Here is a 19,157-nt window from a genome sequence, read left to right as displayed (position 1 = left end):
ACGCGGTTGGCGCAAAGGAGTTGGTCCGGGCTGTTCCGCCGGTGATACGGCGCCGGTCGGGCGCCGGCTCATCGGACCGGGTCCGGCTCGCGGGTCCGTCCGAGGGACCGGTCGGCCGCGGTGACGGCCAGGAAGAGCGCGGCGATCGCCAGCAGGAACCACACCAGGTGGTGCAGGCCGGCGGTGTCCGCGCGGTGCGGGAAGAAGGCGCCGTTGGCGGCGGAGGCGATGATCGCGCCCAAGTAGCCGAAGGTGCGCAGCAGTCCGGCCGAGGACCCCATCCGCTCCGGCTCCGCCTGCCGGTAGACGGAATTCTGCAGGGCCAGGGAGTTGAGCCCCTGGGGCACGCCCATGACGAGGGCGATCGCCACCAGCAGCCACACCCCGCTGTGCGGCCCGAGCGGCAGCAGCAGCGCGCACGCGGCGAGTTGTCCGACCGCGCCGGCCATCAGCTTGCCGCGCACCTGCCGGCTGCGCCCGGTGGTGGTGGACACCGCGATCGCCACGGCGAACAGCGGCAGTTGGGCGAGCCCGGTGCGCGACGCGCTCAGCCCGCGGCCGTCCTCCAGCCACTGCGTATAGCCGTAGACGAAGGCGTACGAGACGGTGTACGCGAGCAGGCTGCGGATGTACGTGAGCAGCAGCGGCGGGTTGCCGCCGAGCACCCGCAGGTCGATGAACGGCCCCTCGGTGCGCAGTTCGCGGGCCACGAGGGCGGCGGCGGCAAGGACGGTCATCAGCGGCAGGTACCAGTTGTGAACCCGCGGCGACATCAGGAACAGCAGCAGCGTGAGCAGCATGGCGGCGAACAGCCCCATGCCCGGCAGGTCCAGGCGGGGGCGGCCGGACGCGGCCGGCGGACGGGTCGTGGGCAGCCGCCGGCTGCCGAGCAGCAGGCAGGCCGCGGACAGCGGGAGGTTCAGGGCCAGGGTGCTGCGCCAGCCGCCCGCGCCGATCAGCAGGCCGCCGAGGGAGGGGCCGATGACCGCGATGGTCTGGTTGGCGACGGCCAGCGCGGTCAGCACACCGGCCGGGCTCTCCGCGCCGGTGCGCCGGGCCTCGCTGCGGATCAGGTACATCGAGGCCGGGTAGCCCGCGCAGGTGCCGAAGCCGAGCAGCACCCGGGCCGCGATCAGCACGCCCAGGCTCGGCGCGAAGGTGCCGAGCAGCCCCGCGATCCCGGTGAGCGCGGTGCTGGTCAGGTACAGGCGGCGCGGGCCGTACAGGTCGATCAGCCGGCCCACGACCGGCTGGCCTATCGCGGTCGCCAGGTAGAGGGCGGAGATCAGCCAGGCGGTACGCGAGGGCGGTGCGCCGAAGGCCGCGCCGATCGGCACCAGCGAGACCGAGAGCACCGAGGAGTTCACCGGATTGAGCACCGAGCCCAGGATCATCGGCGCGAGCAGGCGCCGGTCGAAGGCCATGGGCGTACGGGGGCGGGTTCCGGTCGTGGGCATGACCCCCACGGTAATTCCTTCAGCTAAAACTGTCCAGTCTGGACTGGCTACCTGGAGGAGGTGGAGCCCGGTGCGGCCCGGACCGGTCGGCGGGGCCGGGCCCGGTGCGGTATCTCGCCGAGGCGGACGAATCGGTGGCCGCCGGCCAGCAGGCGCGGCAGGGCGGCGGCGAAGCCCTTCGCCGTACCGCCCTCCGGGTGGTTCATGTGCCCGATCACCACCGAACCGGGCGGCGCGGCCTCGACGGACGCCCTGACCTGCGCAGGGGTGAAGGTGGCGCCCGCGTCGCCGTTGACGGAGAAGGTCACCGGGCGCTCCCCCAGATCGGTGACGATCCGCGCGGCCACGTCGTCGAGGTAGGCGGTGCCGGAGCGGAAGAAGCGTGGCGGCTCGCCCAGCAGCCGGGTGAGCTTCAGGTGGTTGCCGGACACCTCGTCGTACACCTGGCCCGCGTCGCGCGTGCCCGGGATGCCGTACGCCGAGCGGCCCGCCACCGACAGCGGGCGGTGCCGGGTGCCGTGGTTGGCGATCTCGAACAGCGGCTCGCGGGCCAGCGCCCGGAAAGCGGCCGGATTGGCGTCGATCCAGCGGGAGTTGAGGAACAGCGTGGCCGGCACCTCGTGCCGGCGCAGCAGTGCGATCAGCGCCCGGTCGTAGCCGCTGCCACCCCGGCCGCCGCAGGCGTCGAAGGTCAGCGCGAGGATCCGCTCCCCTTCCGGTGCCGGCACCGTCCGTACGACGCCGGGCGCGTCGAAGCCCCAGGCGTGCGGCCGGCGATGGCCGTAACGGGCCACGATCTCGGCCCGGCTCACCGTCGGCGCTCCCGGCCCCGGCCGGGTGCCGCCGGCCGCCTCCGGCGCCCCGTTCGCCGCCGTCGGTGCCGGCGTCGGTGTGCTGCGCGCGGGGTGCGCCGCGGGTGGGGCGCAGCCGGCCAGCAGCCCTCCCCCGAGCGCTGCCAGCAGGGCCCTGCGGCTGGGCGTCATGAGCCTCTCCCGGAACACGGTCGGTGCGGTGCGAAGTGCCGTCCGGGAAGAGGGCGCCGCGGGCCCTCGCGTTCCCGGCCGCCGGGTGCGGGTGTCGTACGGCTCAGGCTTCCGGGAGGCGCAGGGCCAGAAGGGCGACGTCGTCGTCCGCGCCGGAGCCGAGGGCGGCCAGGAGCCCGTCGCACAGGGCGTCCAGCGGTTCGCCGACCAGTCCGGCGGCCTGGCGGCGCAGCCGCACCATGCCCTGGTCGAGCGATTCGGTGCGGCGTTCGATCAGGCCATCGGTGTAGAGCAGCAGGGTGGCGCCGGGCGGCAGCGACTCGATCACGCTGCCGCGCTCGCGCTCGGGGCTCGCGCCCAGCAGTACGCCCCGGCCGCCCGTCAGGTAGCGGCTGTCGCCGTCGGCGGTGATCAGCAGCGGCGGCGGGTGGCCGGCCGAGGCGTGGTGGAACTGCCAGGGGCCGCCCGGCGGGCCTTCCAGCAGGCCGTACAGGCAGGTGGCGGTGTCCTCCGGGAGCAGGTTGCTGTGCGCGATGTCCAGCCGGCGCAGGATCGCGCCCGGCGGTTCCTCCCGGTCGCAGGCGATGCCGCGCAGCATGTTGCGCAGGTGGCTCATGGCGATCGCGGCGTGCAGGTCGTGCCCGGTGACGTCGCCGATGATCAGTGCGGTGGCGCCGCCGGGCAGGACGAAGCTGTCGTACCAGTCGCCGCCGACCTCCGCGGCGTCCGGCGAGGGGACGTAGCGCGCGGCGAGCCGCAACGCGTCCGGGCGCGGCAGGTCGGGCAGCAGCGAGCGCTGGAGGAGTTCCGCGACGTGGCGGGCCTGCTGGTGGAGGCGGGCGTTGTCCACGGCCAGCGCGACCCGGTGGGTGAGGTCGGCGACCAGCGCCACGTCGTCGCCGAGCAGCGGGGCGCGGGGGTCCGGGCGGGCCACCGTGAGCGCGCCCATGATCTCGCCGCGGGAGCGCAGCGGGGCGATGACCGCGGAGTCGGCGAGCGGGCCCCGCAGCGGGCCGGGCCGGCCGGTGTCCACCGGTTCGCCGTGCGCACGGGCCGCGGCCAGCGCGTCGCGGTCCAGCAGGAGCGGGCCGGCGCCGTCCAGGACCCTGCGCAGCGGGCCCGGCTCCCGGCCGCGGGGCGGCAGCGGTGGCAAATGCCCTTCCCACGGGCGGTCACCCGTCTCGCCGTGATCGCCGTGCACCACGCACACCCGGTGGATCCGGCCGTCCTCCTCGACCACGTCCACCGCGCACCACCCGCCCAGCCGCTGCGCCACGATCCTGCACACCCTGCGGAGCGCTTCCCGCAATTCCAATGTGCTGGCCAGGGCGGAGCCCGCGTCCACCAGCAGCGTCAATCGGTCCAACGCGTGCTGGGTGGCTTCGTCGAGGTCGTACTCATCCATGTCTCACCCTATGTCCGTACGTCCACCCTTTTCTCAATCTTCGTCCCGGCCTCGGCTTGAGGTGGTTCGGCTTCCCCCTGCGGGGCAGCTCCTCGCCAAACGGTCCTGGGGTGCGCTGCCGGGTGCCGGTGCGCTGTGGCTGATCGCGCCCACGCGGCGCCAGCCGCACATCAGATACAGCCCCGCGCCCCTGATTGCTGCGGCTGCCCCCGCACGGCCACCTCCGCCTTGCACGCCGGGTGCTCGCGACTGGTTGCACCCACCCGGACCACCAGCAGCGCACCGAACACAGCCCCACGCGCCGAAAGGGGTGCGGCTACTCCCACGTCCCGCCACCGACCACCGCGTCCACCCCACGCCGCCAGGCGCACGGCCGCGCGGCGCCGGCCGCGGATGTAGGCGCCCCACCCCTCAAAGAGCCGCACATATGGGCCCGGGCAACCGATGAGGGCTCAGCTTCGTGCGGAGGGCCGGGATTTACCGGATGGACGTGTCATGGGCACTGCGAGATGGGGTGGTGGGGGTAGGGAGGGGGCGGAAACGTCCCACCGAGAACACAGGGAGCACTAATGCGCAGGCGTACCTGGTCGAGGATGGCTGGGCGGGGAGCGGTGGCCGCGGTGGCGGCCGGGATGTTGGTGGCGGCAGCGGGGGTGGCGGCGACGGCGCATGCGGTTGGGGGGTGGACGCAGACCGGGAGCAGCCTGCAGAGCACGTTGGGGGCGGGCGAAGGGGTCACCACCGTGCAGCAGGCGGGCGGGGGCGACAGCGTGGTGTACCGGGGCGTCGGCTCGATCCCGCTGGGCACCCGGATCGAGGGGTGGTCGCACATCGGGGACCCGGACTCGGTGAACGGGTATGTGTTCGACGCCTATCAGAGCGGGGCGTCGGCGCCCACGTCGAAGATGTTCCGGGTGACGACGCCCTCGGGAAGCGCGTACGAGTACACGCACCCGCTGGTGGCGGGCGAGATGTACAACAACTCCTTCGACGCGGTGTCACCCGACGGGCAGTGGATGGTGGCCGGCGAGTGGGGCACGATGGACCACCTGCAGATCTACCCGACGCCGATCCTGAACCCGGCGACCGCGCCGAAGGGCGGCTCGCTGGCGCTGTCCGGGCTGATCCACCTGGACGTGCCGGTCAACAACGTGCAGGGCTGCGACTTCACCGGGCCGACCCAGCTGATCTGCGCCTCGGACGACTCCTCGAAGACCCTGTTCCCGGACGACAAGCCGCTGCTCCAGGTGGACCTGACGCAGCCGCTGACCGGCGGTGACGTGACCGGGCACGTCACCGACCTGGGCGCGATCCCGCAGGACAGCGTCTGCTCGGGCACCTCGGAGTCGGAGGGCGTGGACTACGAGGCGGCCACCGGCGTGCTGCGGGTGGAGATGATCCAGCCGTCGGTGTGCGGCGCGGTGACGACCGTCTACACGTACACCCGCGGATGAGCTGACCAGGGGGCCGGGGCGCCGATCCCGCGCTCCGGCCCCCTGGTGCCGCGGAACGGAACGGAAAGCGGGGGGCTGCCCGGGCGGAACCGGAGGCGGACGGTGATAATGGCCGGGAACCGCCGCCGACGCAGGAGACCGGGTGTGACATCGGATTCTGGTTCCGGGGCCGAGCCGCAGGGCGTGCTCGGGCCGCTGACCTCCGCAGCGATTTTCCTGGTGCTCACCGTGGACCCCGGGGGCGAGGAGCGGGTCCGGGACCTGCTGGCCGACCTGCCGGGGCTGCGCCGTTCGGTCGGATTCGGCGTGCCCGGCGGGCAGCTGAGTTCCGTGGTGGGCATCGGCTCCCAGGCGTGGGACCGGCTGTTCGACTACCCGCGGCCCGCGCAGCTGCACCCCTTCCGTGAGCTGACGGGTCCGCGGCACCACGCCCCGGCCACCCCGGGCGACCTGCTGTTCCACCTGCGGGCCACCCGCCTGGACCTGTGCTTCCTGCTGGCCTCGCACATCATGGACCGGCTGCGCGGCGCGGTGACGCTCGAGGACGAGGTGCAGGGCTTCAAGTTCCAGGACGTGCGCGACCTGCTCGGCTTCGTGGACGGCACCGAGAACCCGGAGGGCGCGGCGGCCAAGGCGGCGGCGCTCATCGGCGACGAGGACCCGGACCACACCGGGGGCAGCTACGTCATCGTGCAGAAGTACCTGCACGACCTGGACGCCTGGAACACGCTGCCGGTCGAGGCCCAGGAGAAGATCATCGGCCGCCGCAAGGCCAGCAACGTGGAGCTGGACGAGGACGCCTCGCACGTCGCCCTGAACACCATCACCGGCCCGGACGGCGAGGAGCGGCAGATCCTGCGGGACAACATGCCCTTCGGCAGCCCCGGCCGCGGCGAGTTCGGCACGTACTTCATCGGCTACGCCGGCACGCCCGAGGTGACCGAGCAGATGCTCGACACCATGTTCTGCGGCAACGGGTCGGCCCCGTACGACCGGATCCTGGACTTCTCCACCGCCGTCACCGGCACCCTCTTCTACGTACCGTCGGCCGATTTCCTCGACGACCTGCCTCCGCTGCCCTTCGGCGGGCAGGCGGCCGTCATCCCGTCCGCGCCGGGCGAGCCGGAGCCCGGTGTCCTCGCGCCGGCCCCGTCGTCCGGCGGCAGCCTCGGCATCGGCAACCTGAACAGGAGCACGACCCCGTGAACAACCTGCACCGAGAACTGGCTCCGATATCGGCCGCGGCCTGGGCCGACCTGGAGGCCGAGGCGTCGCGCACCTTCAAGCGGCACATCGCGGCCCGCCGGATCGTGGACGTGCCCGACCCCGCCGGGGCGGAGCTGGCCGCGGTGGCGACCGGGCACCTGGACGCGCTGACCCCGCCGGCCGAGGGGGTGCGGGCCCACCTGCGCCGGTCCCAGCCGGTGGTCGAGCTGCGGGTGCCGTTCACCGTGGACCGCCGCCAGGTGGACGACGTGGAGCGCGGCGCGAAGGACGCGGACTGGCAGCCGGTCAAGGACGCGGCCAAGCAGCTCGCCTTCGCCGAGGACCGCGCGGTCTTCGAGGGCTACCAGGCGGCCGGCATCACCGGCATCCGGGCGAGCTCGGCCAACCGCGAGCTGCTGCTGCCCGCGGACGTGCGGGACTTCCCCGACGCCGTCGCCCAGGCCGTCACCGCGCTGCGGCTGGCCGGCGTGGACGGCGCGTACACGCTGGCGCTGAGCGCCGAGGCGTACACCGCGGTGAGCGAGACCTCCGACCACGGCTACCCGATCCACGAGCACATCGCCCGCCTGCTGGACGGCGAGATCATCTGGGCCCCGGCCATCGACGGCGCCTTCCTGCTGTCCACCCGCGGCGGCGACTTCGAGCTGCGGCTGGGTCAGGACGTGTCGATCGGCTACCTGTCCCACGACGCCACCAGCATCGAGCTGTACTTCCAGGAGACTTTCACCTTCCTGGTGCACACCGCCGAGGCGAGCGTCGCCCTGCGGGCCACCGAAGCCGCCGTGTAGCGCGCGCCTTCGTCACGCGCCACCGCCGTACCCCGTGCGCCCCCGCGGCGCGCGGACCGGTGGCCGGGAAAGACCGCCGGAGCGCCGCCCCGGGGCCGTACCCTCGTCGGGGACGCCCGGGGCGGCTGCGTCAAGGGCGCCGTGGGGCGTCATCCGATGGGTACGAGGCGCGAGGAGGCCGGTGGGATGCGGTTCGGGCGGGCGCCGGGGAGCCGGCCGCTGCTGGGGCACTTCCTTCAACTGCAGCGCAGGCCGCTGGAGTTCCTGGAGTCGCTGCCCGCGCACGGCGACCTGGTGGAGATCCGGCTCGGCCCCCGGCGGGCGTTCGTGGCCTGCCACCCGGAAGTGGCGCACCAGGTCCTCACCGACTTCCGCGGCTTCGACCGGACCGGCCCGGTGTACGACAAGGTGCGCCAGGCCATGGGCGCGGGGCTGGCCACCGCCCCGTACCAGGACCACCGCAGGCAGCGGCTGGTGATGCAGCCGGCCTTCCGGCACGAGCATCTGCGTGGCTACGTCGACGTGATGCGGCAGGAGATCGACGGCGCCATGGCCGGCTGGCGGGACGGCCAGGAGCTGGACATGGTCGAGGCGATGTTCGGGCTGACCACCACGGTCGCGCTCAAGGCACTCTTCTCCGCCCGGATCCGCCCGGACGAGGCGGCGGAACTGCGGGCGGCCTTCGACGTGTTCCTGCGCGGCTTCTACGCCCGTGCCGTACTGCCGGCGGCCGGCAGGCTGCCGACACCGGGCAACCGGCGCTACGACCGGGCGCTCGCCCGCTGGCACGAGCAGGTCGAACGCCTCATCGAGGACTACCGGCAGGCGGGGGCCGACCGCGGCGACCTGATGTCCCGGCTGCTGGCCGCGCGCGACGACGAAGGCCACGCCATGTCGCCGCAGGAGCTGTCCGACCAGGTCGCGGTGCTGCTGCTGGCCGGCGGCGAGACCACGTCCTCGGCCGTGGTGTGGGCAATGCACGTGCTGGCCGGGCACCCTGACATACGGGACGCGCTGCACGCCGAGGCGGACGCCGTGCTCGGCGGCGCCACCGCCGGCTTCGAGCACCTGTCCCGGCTGGACCTGACCGGCAGGGTGGTACGGGAGGCGCTGCGCCTCTACCCGCCGGCCTGGCTCGCGCTGCGCACGGCGACCCGCGACACCACGCTGGCCGGGCACCCCCTGCCGGCCGGCAGCATGGTGGTGATCAGCCCGTACATCCTCCACCGGCTGCCGGACTTCCACGCGGCCCCCGGCGACTTCGACCCGGACCGCTGGCGGGAGAGCCGTGACGCGCGGGAGGGCCGGCCGGCGCACCGCGGCGCCTACCTGCCCTTCGGCGCCGGGGCCACCAAGTGCCTGGGCGAGGAATTCGGCGAGGCGGAGGCCACGGTGATCCTGGCGTCGATCGCCGCACGCTGGCAGCTGACCCCGGTGGGCGGCCCGGTCGCCCCCTCCACCCGCCTGGTGCTGGTGCCCAAGGAGTACCGGGTCCGCCTGGCCGACCGCGGCGGCCGCCCGCAGTCCCGCGAGCCGGTCCCGGCAGGCGGGCGGCCGACGGCGGGCTGAGGCAGGCCGGGTGCGACAGGTTGCCCTCCGCTGAGGCACGATCTACCGGTACGGCTTCAGCGCGGGTCCGATGCGGGGCGGGGTGGTGGCGGGTGCGTGCCGTGGTGGTCGAACGGTTCGCGGAGGTGCCCGGGGTACGGGAGGTCGCCGATCCGGCGCCCGGGCCCGGCGCAGTGGTGGTCCGGGTGGAGGCGACCGGGCTGTGCCGCAGCGACTGGCACGGCTGGCTGGGCCACGACCCGGACATCGTCCTGCCGCACGTGCCGGGGCACGAGTTCGCCGGCGTGGTGGAGGCGGTGGGCGCGGGCGTGACGCGGCTTCGGCCGGGCGACCGGGTGACCGTGCCGTTCGTGGTCGCCTGCGGCAGTTGCCCGGCGTGCGCCCGCGGCGACCAGCAGGTGTGCGAGCGTCAGGAACAGCCGGGCTTCACCTACTGGGGCTCGTGGGCGCAGTACGTTGCGGTGCCGCACGCCGACGCGAACGCGGTGCTGCTGCCCGAGGGGATGTCCTTCACCACGGCCGCCTCCCTCGGCTGCCGGTTCGCCACCGCCTACCGCGCCGTGACCGCCCAGGGCCGGGTCCGGTCCGGCGAGTGGGTGGCCGTGCACGGCTGCGGCGGGGTGGGGCTGTCCGCGGTGATGATCGCGGTCGCGGCCGGCGCCCAAGTGGTGGCCGTCGACCCGTCCCCGCGGGCCCTGGAACGGGCCGCCGCGCTGGGTGCGGCCGTGTGCCTGACCCCGGACGCGGACGCCGCCGCCACGGGCACGGCCGTACGCGAAGCCACCGGGGGCGGCGCGCACCTGTCCCTGGACGCGCTGGGCTCCCCGGCGGCGTGTACGGCCTCGGTCTCCGGCCTGCGGGCGCGCGGCCGCCACGTCCAGGTGGGCCTGCTCCCGGGCGGCGCCACCCCGGTGCCGATGGACCGCGTCGTCGGCCTCGAACTGGAACTCCTGGGCAGCCACGGCATGCCGGCCCATGCCTACCCCGAACTCCTCGCACAGGTCGCCGCCGGATCCCTGCGCCCGGACCTCCTCCTGGGCGCCACCATCCCGCTGGCCGCGGCCCCCGCGGCCCTCGCCGCCCTCACCGACGGCTCCCCCGCGGGCATCACGGTGATACGGCCTCAGGAGCGTTGACACCGTCCCCAGGGGGACCACTTCCGGTACGACAATCCGACGCGCGAGCCGTTGCGGCCCGTTGACGCCGGGGTCATAATCCGTTTCTCGTAGGTCAAGTATCGAACCATGCCCTGTGTCGGCATCTGGGGCGATGTTCCGGACATGCCGGGATCGGCAGCCGGCGGCGGGGCGGGGCGGCACGAGGACGTGCGGGCGGGGGTCGGGTTGGCATGGGCGGAATCGATGTGCGCCTGGTCCTCAGCACCCTGGAAGGCGTCGGCCGGTGGCGGCTGCGCGACGACCGTGCCTGGTGGGAGGTGTCCACCGCCCTCGACGAACTGCGTGCGGCTGTCGACCGCGACGATCGCGATGCCCTGCGGGCGGCTCATCGCGCACTCTCCTACCTCACTCCGGGAAGAGCCCGGGCCGAGCCCGGACCCGTACCCATGCCTTCAGCTCTGCGAGCTCAGCGCGATCTCCTCCTCCGCGACCTCTCCGCCGCCTTGGCGCAGGACGAGTCCGCCGGGGAGAGGTAAGGGGCGCGGGAAACGGCGCGAGCAACCACATCCGCCCAAGCCCCCGGACGGTGCCGGAATATTACGATCCAGTTTCGATGCCCAGGCCAACGAAACCCTAAGAAGCGGACATATCGCCGCCCAAAGAGCACACCTTTCACCGCCGGACCCCTCGGGTCCACAGGGGCACCCCGACCCCGCCGCATCCCTGCCCCGACATGGCCCTCCGCCACACCCACCCCACCCGTGACCGGGCACGGAACATCACGCACCGCATCCACACCCGTGCGCAGCGCGATCGGGCCAGGCGAGGTGGCCCGGCGCCACGCGGTCCCGTTAGTTTCGCAGCGATCCAATGCGCGGCGGTTCCCGGAAGGGTGCGGTCCGCGCGCCCATCGCGCGCCGTGTCCGGCCGCAGGATCCGTCCTGTCCCCCCACCCCGAGAGGTGCCCGTGACCAAGCTGGCCGCTGAGCACGTGTTCAAGATCTTCGGCCGACGCCCCAAGGAGGGCGTCCGCCGGCTCCAGGAGGGCGCCGACCGCGACCGGTTGCGCGAAGACGGCACGACCGCCGCCGTGATCGACGCCTCCTTCACCGTCCAGGAAGGGGAGATCTTCGTGATCATGGGCTTGTCCGGCTCGGGCAAGTCCACGCTGCTGCGGATGCTGAACGGTCTGCTGGAGCCCACCTCGGGCAGGGTGTTGTTCGACGGCCAGGACCTCACCGCCCTGTCCGCGAAGGCCCTGCGCGACATGCGCTCCCGCAAGATCAGCATGGTGTTCCAGCACTTCGCGCTGTTCCCGCACCGCAGCGTCCTGGAGAACGCCGCCTACGGCCTGGAGGTCCAGGGCGTGCCCCGCGCGGAGCGGGAGAAGCGCGCGGCCGAGGCGCTCGACCTGGTCGGCCTGGACGGCTGGGGCCCGCACTGGCCGGACGAGCTGTCCGGCGGCATGCAGCAGCGCGTGGGCCTGGCCCGCGCGCTGGCCACCGACGCCGACCTGCTGCTGATGGACGAGTCCTTCTCCGCCCTGGACCCGCTGATCCGCCGCGACATGCAGGACCAGCTGCTGGACCTCCAGCAGCGGCTGCGCAAGACCATCGTCTTCATCACGCACGACCTCAACGAGGCCATGCGGCTGGGCGACCGCATCGCCGTCATGCGCGACGGCCGGATCGTGCAGATCGGCGCCGCCGCCGACATCCTGTCCCACCCGGCCGACGACTACGTGGCCGGCTTCGTCCAGGACGTCGACCGCTCCCGCGTCCTGACCGCCGCCTCGATCATGGAGCGGCCGCGGGTGATCGTGAGCACCGACGACCAGCCCGACGCCGTCGTACGCGCGCTGCGTACGGACAAGGCGTCCGCCGCCTTCGTCGTCTCGCCCGCGCCCGCCCTGCGGCTGGTCGGCACCGTCACCGAGGCGCAGGCCGCCGCGGCCGCGGACGGCGAGGGAACGGTGGGCGAGCTGATGCGCGCCGCGACCGTCACCGCGCAGCCCGACGCGCCGCTGGCCGACCTGCTCGCCCCCGCCTCCCGCAGCGACCTGCCGCTGCCGGTCGTGGACGGGGACGGCCGGCTGGCCGGGGTCGTACCCCAGCTCCGCCTGCTCGCCGCGCTCGGCGACCGCCCGACTCCGGCCGACCGGGCCGACCGGTCCGACGGAAGCGACACGGCCGGAAGGGCCGACCAGAGCATCCGCGAGGAGGCCGCCAGTGCCTAGGCTCCATCTCGGCACCTGGGCCGAGTCCACCGTCAACTGGCTGACCCACCACTTCTCCTGGCTGTTCGACGCGATCAGCTCGGTCGTCAACCACATGTACAACGGCGTGGAGTGGGTGCTCGGCGGCCCGTCCCCGCTGCTCATGGCCGGCATCCTCGCGCTCGTCGCCTTCTGGCTGCGCGGCGTGCTCGCGGGCGTGCTGTCCTTCGCCGGTTTCGCGCTGATCGACTCGATCGCCCAGTGGGACCAGGCCATGCAGTCGCTGTCGCTGGTCGTCGTGTCCGCCGCGGTCGCCGTCGTGCTGGCGGTGCCGCTGGGCATCTGGGCCGCCCGCAGCCGCTCGGCGAGCATGCTCGTACGGCCGGTGCTGGACGTCATGCAGACGCTGCCCGCCTTCGTCTACCTGATCCCCGCGATCATCTTCTTCAGCCTGGGTACGGTCCCGGCCGTCATCGCCACCATCGTCTTCGCCATGCCGGTCGGCGTGCGCATGACGGAACTCGGCATCAGGCAGGTCGACGCCGAACTGGTCGAGGCCGCCGACGCGTTCGGCACCAGCCCGCTGAAGACGCTGCTGCGCGTGCAGCTCCCGCTCGCGCTGCCCACCGTCATGGCGGGCGTCAACCAGGTGATCATGCTCGCCCTGTCGATGGTCGTCATCGGCGGCATGGTGGGCGCCGCGGGCCTGGGCGCGACCGTGTTCGGCGCGATCAGCCAGGTGAACATCGGCCTCGGCTTCGAGGGCGGCGTCGCCGTCGTCATCCTGGCCATCTACCTCGACCGCGTGACCGGCGCCCTGGGCGACCAGGTCTCCCCGCTCGGCCGCCGCGCCCTGGCCAGGATGCGCGCCTCGGCCCACGGCCTGAGCTTCGCCCACTACCGGCCGCGCCCGGTCGTCGGCCTGTCCGCCGTCGTCACCCTGGCGCTGGTCGCCTGCGGTACGGGCGTGTTCTCCGGCTCACCGTCCTCGCCCACCGCGTCCGGCGGACCCGGCCACGGCCAGGCCGTCCACATCGGCGACTTCGACTGGGACGAGTCGGTCGCCTCCGCCAACCTGTGGCAGCAGGTCCTGAGCGACCGCGGCTACAAGGCCACCGTCAACACGTACGACCCGGGCGCCGCCTACACCGGCCTGGCCAGCGGCTCCCTCGACTACGTCACCGACACCTGGCTGCCCACGACGCACGCCGCGTACATCAAGCAGTACGGCAAGAACTTCACCGACCTCGGGTCCTGGTACGGCCACACCTCCCTGGAGATCGCCGTCCCGTCCTACGTCAAGGACGTCCACTCCATGGCCGATCTCAAGGGCAGGGCCGGCGAGTTCGGCGGCCGTATCGTCGGCATCGAGCCGGGCGCGGGCGAGATGAAGCTCCTCCAGTCCAAGGTGCTGCCCGGCTACGGCCTCGACAAGGAGTACCAGCTGGTCGCCAGCTCCACCGCCGGCATGCTGGCGGAGCTGAAGCGGGACTACGCGGCCGAGAAGCCGGTCGCCGTCGTCCTGTGGTCGCCGCACTGGGCGTACTCCACCTATCAGTTGACCAAGCTGACCGACCCGAAGGGGCTGTGGGGCGCGAGCGACTCCATCCACACCGAGGCGAACCGCTCCAGCGCGGCACGTCTCCCCCACGTCACGTCCTGGATGCGGAAGTTCCACATGACCGAGGCCCAGCTCGGCTCGCTGGAGGCGGCCATCCAGGCGGCGGGCCAGGGGCACGTCACGCAAGGGGTCAAGGCGTGGCTCGCCAAGAACCCGGGCGTGGAGAACGCGATGGCGCCGGTGGTCGCCGGTTCGGGTTCGGGCCCGGGTTCCGGGAAGAACTGAGGTCTACGGCTCCACGGTTCGCCGGGACACGTCAGGCGTGCAGCCCCCTGACCTGTCCCGGCGAACCGCCTTTCCGTCGAGGCCCCGTCAGGGGATGAGGACAGCCGCGCCGTTCACCCGGTCGGCGGCGAGGTCGGCGAGGGCTCGGGGAGCCTCGGCCAGGGGATAAGGCGTGACCGTCGCGCGCATGCCGATACGGGCGGCCGTCGCCAGGAACTGCTCGCCGTCGTCGCGGGTGTTGGCGGTGACGCTGCGCAGGTCGCGCTCCTGGAAGAGGTGCTGCTCGTAGGTGAGCACGGGAATGTCCGTGAGATGGATGCCGGCGATCGCAAGGGTGCCGCCGCGGTCGAGGGCGGCGAGGGCGACGGGGACGATGTCGCCGACGGGGGCGAACAGAATCGCCGAGTCGAGGGGCTCGGGCGGGGCGTCGTAGGCGCCGCGGGCTGACGCGGCACCGAGGGACAGGGCGAGGTCTCGGGCGGTGGCGGACCGGGTGAGGACGTGGACGGTCGCCCCCTCGGCGACGGCGACCTGCGCGGCCAGATGGGCCGAGGCACCGTAGCCGTAGATGCCCAGGCGTCCGCCGGGCGGCAGCGCGCTGCGGCGCAGGGCCCGGAAGCCGATGATCCCCGCGCACAGCAGGGGCGCGAGCTGCGCCGGCTCGGCGTCCTCGGGCAGCGGGTAGGCGTAGTCGGCGGGCAGCAGGGCGATATCGGCGAAGCCGCCGTCCGCGTCCCAGCCGGTGTACAGGGAATTCGGGCACAGGTTCTCCCGCCCGGCGCGGCAGTAGCGGCACACCCCACAGGTGTGGCGCAGCCAGGCACCGCCCACCCGGTCGCCGGCCGAGAAACGGGTGACGCCCGCGCCCGCGGCGATCACCCGGCCCACGATCTCGTGCCCGGGCACGGTCCGCGGCCGGTGCGGCGGCAGATCCCCCTCGGCCAGGTGCAGGTCGGTACGGCACACCCCGCACGCCTCGATGCGTACCAGCAGCTCACCGGGCCCGGGATCCGGTACCACCCGCTCGACCGCCACCAGCGGCCCGCCCGCGGCCGGACCCGGCTCGCCCACCGCCCAGCCCCGCATCACCCGCGCCGCGTCGCCGGGAGCCCCGGAAACCTCGGGAGCCCCGGTCCGGGAAGCACCGCCCGCACCGCCGTCCATGCCTCCAGGATGAGCCCCGCGCCGGCGCCCCGCACGGCGAACCGGCCGCCCGGCCGCCGGCCGACTCCGCCGTCGGCCGGACCCGGCCGCCCACCACTTCATCTCCAACCCACTGCCCTCACACAGGGATTGCACAGGGATTGACAGTGATCAGGGGGTGCACGAAACTCCGGGAGAGCGCTCTCCCACAGCTCTGACGGGCGGTCCCCGACATCGCGCCCGTCCCGACGACCCCCACTCGAGGAGATGCCCATGAGCCTTTTGTCCCGCGTGCTGCAAGCCGCCAGAAGGCGCAGACCACTGGTGGCCGCCGCACTGTGCCTGAGCCTGGCGACGGCGGGGGCGGTCGCCACGACCGCCGGGACCGCGCACGCCGCGAGCACCCTGCTCTCCCAGGGCAAGACGGCCACCGCCTCGTCCATCGAGGGGGCCGGCACCCCCGCCTCCGCCGCGGTGGACGGCGACACCACCACGCGCTGGTCCAGCACCGCCGCCGACCCGCAGTGGCTCCAGGTGGACCTCGGCGCCTCGGCCCAGATCAGCTCCGTCACCCTCAACTGGGAGACGGCGTACGGCAAGGCGTTCAAGATCCAGACCTCGGACGACGCCACCACCTGGACCGACATCTACTCGACCACGACCGGCACGGGCGGCGTGCAACAGCTCACCGTAAACGGTTCCGGGCGTTATGTCCGGATGTACGGCACCGCCCGCGGTACCGGTTACGGCTACTCCCTGTGGGAGTTCCAGGTCTACGGCACCTCCAGCGCCGTCGGCAGTTGCGGCACCACGAACTCCGCGCTGAACCGGCCCGCGACCGCCTCGTCCACCGAGAACGCGGGCACCCCCGCCTCCGCCGCGGTCGACGGCAACACCGGCACCCGCTGGTCGAGTGCCGCCGCCGACCCGCAGTGGCTCCAGGTGGACCTCGGCGCGGCCGCCTCGGTCTGCCAGGTGGTGCTGAACTGGGAGACCGCGTACGCGACGGGCTTCAGGATCCAGGTCTCGAACGACGCACAGACCTGGACGGACGTGTACTCCACCACGACCGGCACCGGCGGCACCCAGACCCTGGCGGTCAACGGCTCCGGCCGGTACGTGCGGATGTACGGCACCGCGCGGGCAACCGGCTACGGCTACTCGCTGTGGGAGTTCGCGGTCTACACGACCACCGGCGGTGGCGGCACGACGCCTCCCCCGACCGGCGGCGGCGGTGACTTCTCCGGCACGGTGATCTCGGCCTTCAAGCCGGTCAAGGCGTCCTCCTACGAGGGCGGCAACGCCCCGGCCGCGGCGCTGGACGGCCGCACCACCACCCGCTGGTCCAGCCAGTACACGGACAACGAGTGGCTCCAGGTGGACCTGGGCGGCGCGGCCTCGATCAGCGGTGTGGTGCTCAACTGGGAGTCGGCGTACGGAAGCGGTTACCGCATCGAGGTGTCGGACAACGCCACCTCCTGGACGCCGATCTACACGACGACCACCGGCAAGGGCGGCATCGAGAAGCTGCCCGTGACGGGCAAGGGCCGGTACGTGCGCTTCTACGGCACCGCCCGCGCCACCGGCTACGGCTACTCCCTGTGGGAGTTCCAGGTCTGGGGCACCGTGGACACCTCGACCGCGACCCCGCCGCTGCTGTCCGGGCCGACCAAGGCCCCCGCCACCACCGGCCAGTTCACGCTGGCCGCGCCGGCGAACAAGGCCATGGTCACCACCACCCGGCGGCCCCCGCTGTCCTGGTCGGCCGTGGCCGGCACCGCGCACTACGAGGTGTGGCTCAACCTCAGCCGCACCGACTACGACTGGACCGCCTCCGGCAACCTGCTCGACCTGTACACGAAGGTCGCCGAGGTGACCGGCACCGGCTACACGCCGAGCTGGGACATCACCGACCGCTGGACGTACAAGTGGTTCGTGGTGGCGGTCAGCGGCTCCGGGGCGCGCACGACCTCCGAGATCCGCCAGTTCAGCGTCTACCTGCCGGACGTGGAGCAGGTCGACGACGGGGTGAACGTCATCAACGGCGCCCGGGACCTCAACAAGGACGGCACCATCGAGCCGTACGAGGACTGGCGGCAGCCGGTGGACACCCGGGTCAACGACCTGCTCGGCCGCATGACGCCGGACGAGAAGGCGTATCAGATGTTCTACAACGTCCAGCAGTACCCGATGTCCGGCTGGCACTTCGGGCCGGCCCAGCCCGCCGACCTGAACAACGTGCTGCTGTCCACCGCGGCCACCCGGCTGGGCATCCCGCCGGTCTCGGCCGGTGACACCACGGCCGGCTACCAGACCACGTACCCGCTGCAGTCCACGCTGGCGGCCGGCAAGGACTACCCGCTGGACTACCAGCTGGGCAACATGCAGCGGCAGGAGGAGCTGGAGGTCGGCGCCCGCGGCACGCTGTCGCCGCTGGCGGAGGTCGGCACCAAGGTGCTGTACCCGCGCATCCAGGAAGGCGGGGGCGAGAACGCCGACGTGGCCGCGGCGCAACTGCGCGCGCTGGTCGCCGGGTTGCAGGGCGGCCCGGAGCTCAACCCCGGCTCGGTGCTGGCCACGGTCAAGCACTGGCCCGGCGAGGGCGCCGGCGGCGAGGCCGGCATCGTCTACGACGGGGTGACGATCAAGTACCACATGATCCCGTTCCGGGCGGCGATGGAGGCCGGCGCGGTCAACATCATGCCGGGCTACGCGGGCAGCTCGTACCTGGACCCGGGCGGCCCGGGCGCGGGCGACAGCGCGAAGATCCTCACCTACCTGCGGCAGAACATGGGCTACACCGGGCTGATCACCACCGACTGGCTGCCGTCGGGCGCGTGGGTGAACGCGGCCAACGCCGGCTCGGACGTGATGGGCGGCGCCGACCCGGGCGCGACCGGCTTCACCATGGCCGGCTTCGAGCAGCAGGTCCCGCTGGCCCGGATCAACGACGCGGTGTCCCGGATCCTGAAGCTCAAGTTCGAACTGGGCATCTTCGACCACCCGTACGGCGACCCGGTCAACGGCCCCTACCGGTTCCACCAGCCGGGCTACGTGCAGCTCGCCAACCAGGCGGCCCGCGAGTCCGACACCCTGCTCAAGAACAACGGGGTGCTGCCGGTGAAGCTCAACGCCGGCGACAACATCGTGGTCGCCGGTCCGCGGGCCACCGACGGCGCGTCCTGCTGCATCTGGTCGAGCTACTTCCACCCGGACTACGGCTCGCTGGACATGCTGGACGCGATCAAGGCGCGGGCCGCGACCGCGGGCGTGAACGTCTACCAGGACACCGGGCCCTCGCCCAAGCTGGCGATCGTCAACGTCGGCGAGCCGTCCTACACCCACGCCACCTCGTGGCCGGACACCCAGCCGTACCTGCCGGCCGACCAGCTGGCGATCATCCAGAACTTCAAGAACCAGGGCATCCCGGTGGTGGTCGTGCTGACGCTGCCGCGGCCCATCGTGATGAGCGACTGGAACACCCTGGCCGACGCCATCGTGGTGACCTACCGCGGCGGTGAAGAGGTCGGCCCGGCCACCGCAAGCCTGCTGTTCGGCGACTACACCCCGCACGGCCACCTGCCCTGGCAGATGCCGCGCAGCCTGGACCAGGTCCTCAAGCCGGGCGGCGGCGACACCCCGGCGGACGCCAACGAGGCGTGGGACCTGCCCTACGACCTCGGCGCCACCGACGCCGAGCGGGCCGACATCCGCGCCAAGATCGACGCGGGGCAGACCGTCCCGCCGACCTACGGCAACCCGCTCTACCAGTACGGGGCGGGCATGACGAGCTGGAACTGACCGCCGGGCGCACCTCGCCCTCGATCAGGTGAGACGAACGAGCCGGCCGGGGCCTCGGGTCCCGGCCGGCTCCGTCGGGTGCGGGCACCCCGGCCGGTCGCGTGTCGGCCTCCCTGTGTCACGGGCCGGGCCGACGTACGATCGCAGACGT

Annotated in this window: 13 protein-coding genes; 9 read left to right on the top strand and 4 right to left on the bottom strand. The window is 73.1% G+C overall.

Features of this window, described 5'->3' with window-relative positions:
• Positions 1-68: 68 nt before the first annotated feature.
• The 3 genes from ITX44_RS20845 to ITX44_RS20835 form a co-directional block, all read right to left on the bottom strand.
• Positions 69-1,457 carry an MFS transporter gene (locus tag ITX44_RS20845; RefSeq protein WP_236061186.1) on the bottom strand — a complete coding sequence of 463 codons (1,389 nt, stop codon included), beginning with the start codon at positions 1,455-1,457 and terminating at the stop codon, positions 69-71.
• A 47-nt stretch (positions 1,458-1,504) separates the two neighbouring features.
• A complete protein-coding gene (locus ITX44_RS20840) occupies positions 1,505-2,440 on the bottom strand; it encodes a polysaccharide deacetylase family protein (protein WP_205358809.1) in 936 nt (311 codons plus the stop codon).
• A 103-nt stretch (positions 2,441-2,543) separates the two neighbouring features.
• The gene (locus ITX44_RS20835; protein ID WP_205358808.1) at positions 2,544-3,845 is read right to left on the bottom strand and encodes a PP2C family protein-serine/threonine phosphatase; all 1,302 of its coding nucleotides are present in this window, start codon (positions 3,843-3,845) and stop codon (positions 2,544-2,546) included.
• A gap of 593 nt (positions 3,846-4,438) precedes the next feature.
• Here ITX44_RS20835 and ITX44_RS20830 point away from each other — a divergent pair.
• From ITX44_RS20830 to ITX44_RS20795, 8 genes are all read left to right on the top strand, one after another.
• Positions 4,439-5,299 carry a hypothetical protein gene (locus ITX44_RS20830; RefSeq protein ID WP_236061185.1) on the top strand — a complete coding sequence of 287 codons (861 nt, stop codon included), beginning with the start codon at positions 4,439-4,441 and terminating at the stop codon, positions 5,297-5,299.
• A gap of 144 nt (positions 5,300-5,443) precedes the next feature.
• Positions 5,444-6,505, top strand: coding sequence for a Dyp-type peroxidase (locus tag ITX44_RS20825; protein ID WP_307795400.1), 1,062 nt, complete (start codon positions 5,444-5,446; stop codon positions 6,503-6,505).
• Positions 6,502-7,314, top strand: a complete 813-nt coding sequence (locus ITX44_RS20820; RefSeq protein WP_205358806.1) for a family 1 encapsulin nanocompartment shell protein — start codon at positions 6,502-6,504, stop codon at positions 7,312-7,314. The genes ITX44_RS20825 and ITX44_RS20820 overlap by 4 nt, the downstream gene beginning before the upstream one ends.
• Before the next feature lie 186 nt (positions 7,315-7,500).
• Positions 7,501-8,883 (top strand): cytochrome P450, encoded by a 1,383-nt coding sequence (locus ITX44_RS20815; protein ID WP_205358805.1) that lies wholly within the window; start codon positions 7,501-7,503, stop codon positions 8,881-8,883.
• 92 nt (positions 8,884-8,975) lie between these two features.
• Positions 8,976-10,019, top strand: coding sequence for an alcohol dehydrogenase catalytic domain-containing protein (locus ITX44_RS20810; protein WP_205358804.1), 1,044 nt, complete (start codon positions 8,976-8,978; stop codon positions 10,017-10,019).
• 212 nt (positions 10,020-10,231) lie between these two features.
• On the top strand, positions 10,232-10,537 hold the full coding sequence (locus ITX44_RS20805) for a CATRA system-associated protein (RefSeq protein ID WP_205358803.1): 306 nt from the start codon (positions 10,232-10,234) through the stop codon (positions 10,535-10,537).
• A 431-nt stretch (positions 10,538-10,968) separates the two neighbouring features.
• Positions 10,969-12,237, top strand: a complete 1,269-nt coding sequence (locus ITX44_RS20800) for a quaternary amine ABC transporter ATP-binding protein (protein WP_205358802.1) — start codon at positions 10,969-10,971, stop codon at positions 12,235-12,237.
• Positions 12,230-14,062 carry an ABC transporter permease/substrate binding protein gene (locus ITX44_RS20795; protein ID WP_205358801.1) on the top strand — a complete coding sequence of 611 codons (1,833 nt, stop codon included), beginning with the start codon at positions 12,230-12,232 and terminating at the stop codon, positions 14,060-14,062. Before ITX44_RS20800 ends, ITX44_RS20795 begins: the two co-directional genes overlap by 8 nt.
• Before the next feature lie 87 nt (positions 14,063-14,149).
• Here ITX44_RS20795 and ITX44_RS20790 read toward each other — a convergent pair whose 3' ends face one another.
• A complete protein-coding gene (locus ITX44_RS20790; RefSeq protein ID WP_205359009.1) occupies positions 14,150-15,148 on the bottom strand; it encodes a zinc-dependent alcohol dehydrogenase family protein in 999 nt (332 codons plus the stop codon).
• Positions 15,149-15,478: 330 nt separating this feature from the next.
• Between ITX44_RS20790 and ITX44_RS42710 the strand changes: the two genes are divergently transcribed.
• Complete coding sequence (locus tag ITX44_RS42710) at positions 15,479-19,006, top strand: discoidin domain-containing protein (RefSeq protein WP_205358800.1); 3,528 nt, start codon at positions 15,479-15,481, stop codon at positions 19,004-19,006.
• Positions 19,007-19,157 lie beyond the last annotated feature (151 nt).

Origin of the sequence: Actinacidiphila acididurans, from assembly GCF_016918855.1 — a bacterium.
GTDB lineage: Bacteria > Actinomycetota > Actinomycetes > Streptomycetales > Streptomycetaceae > Actinacidiphila > Actinacidiphila acididurans.
This window is presented reverse-complemented; position numbering and strand designations above follow the sequence as displayed.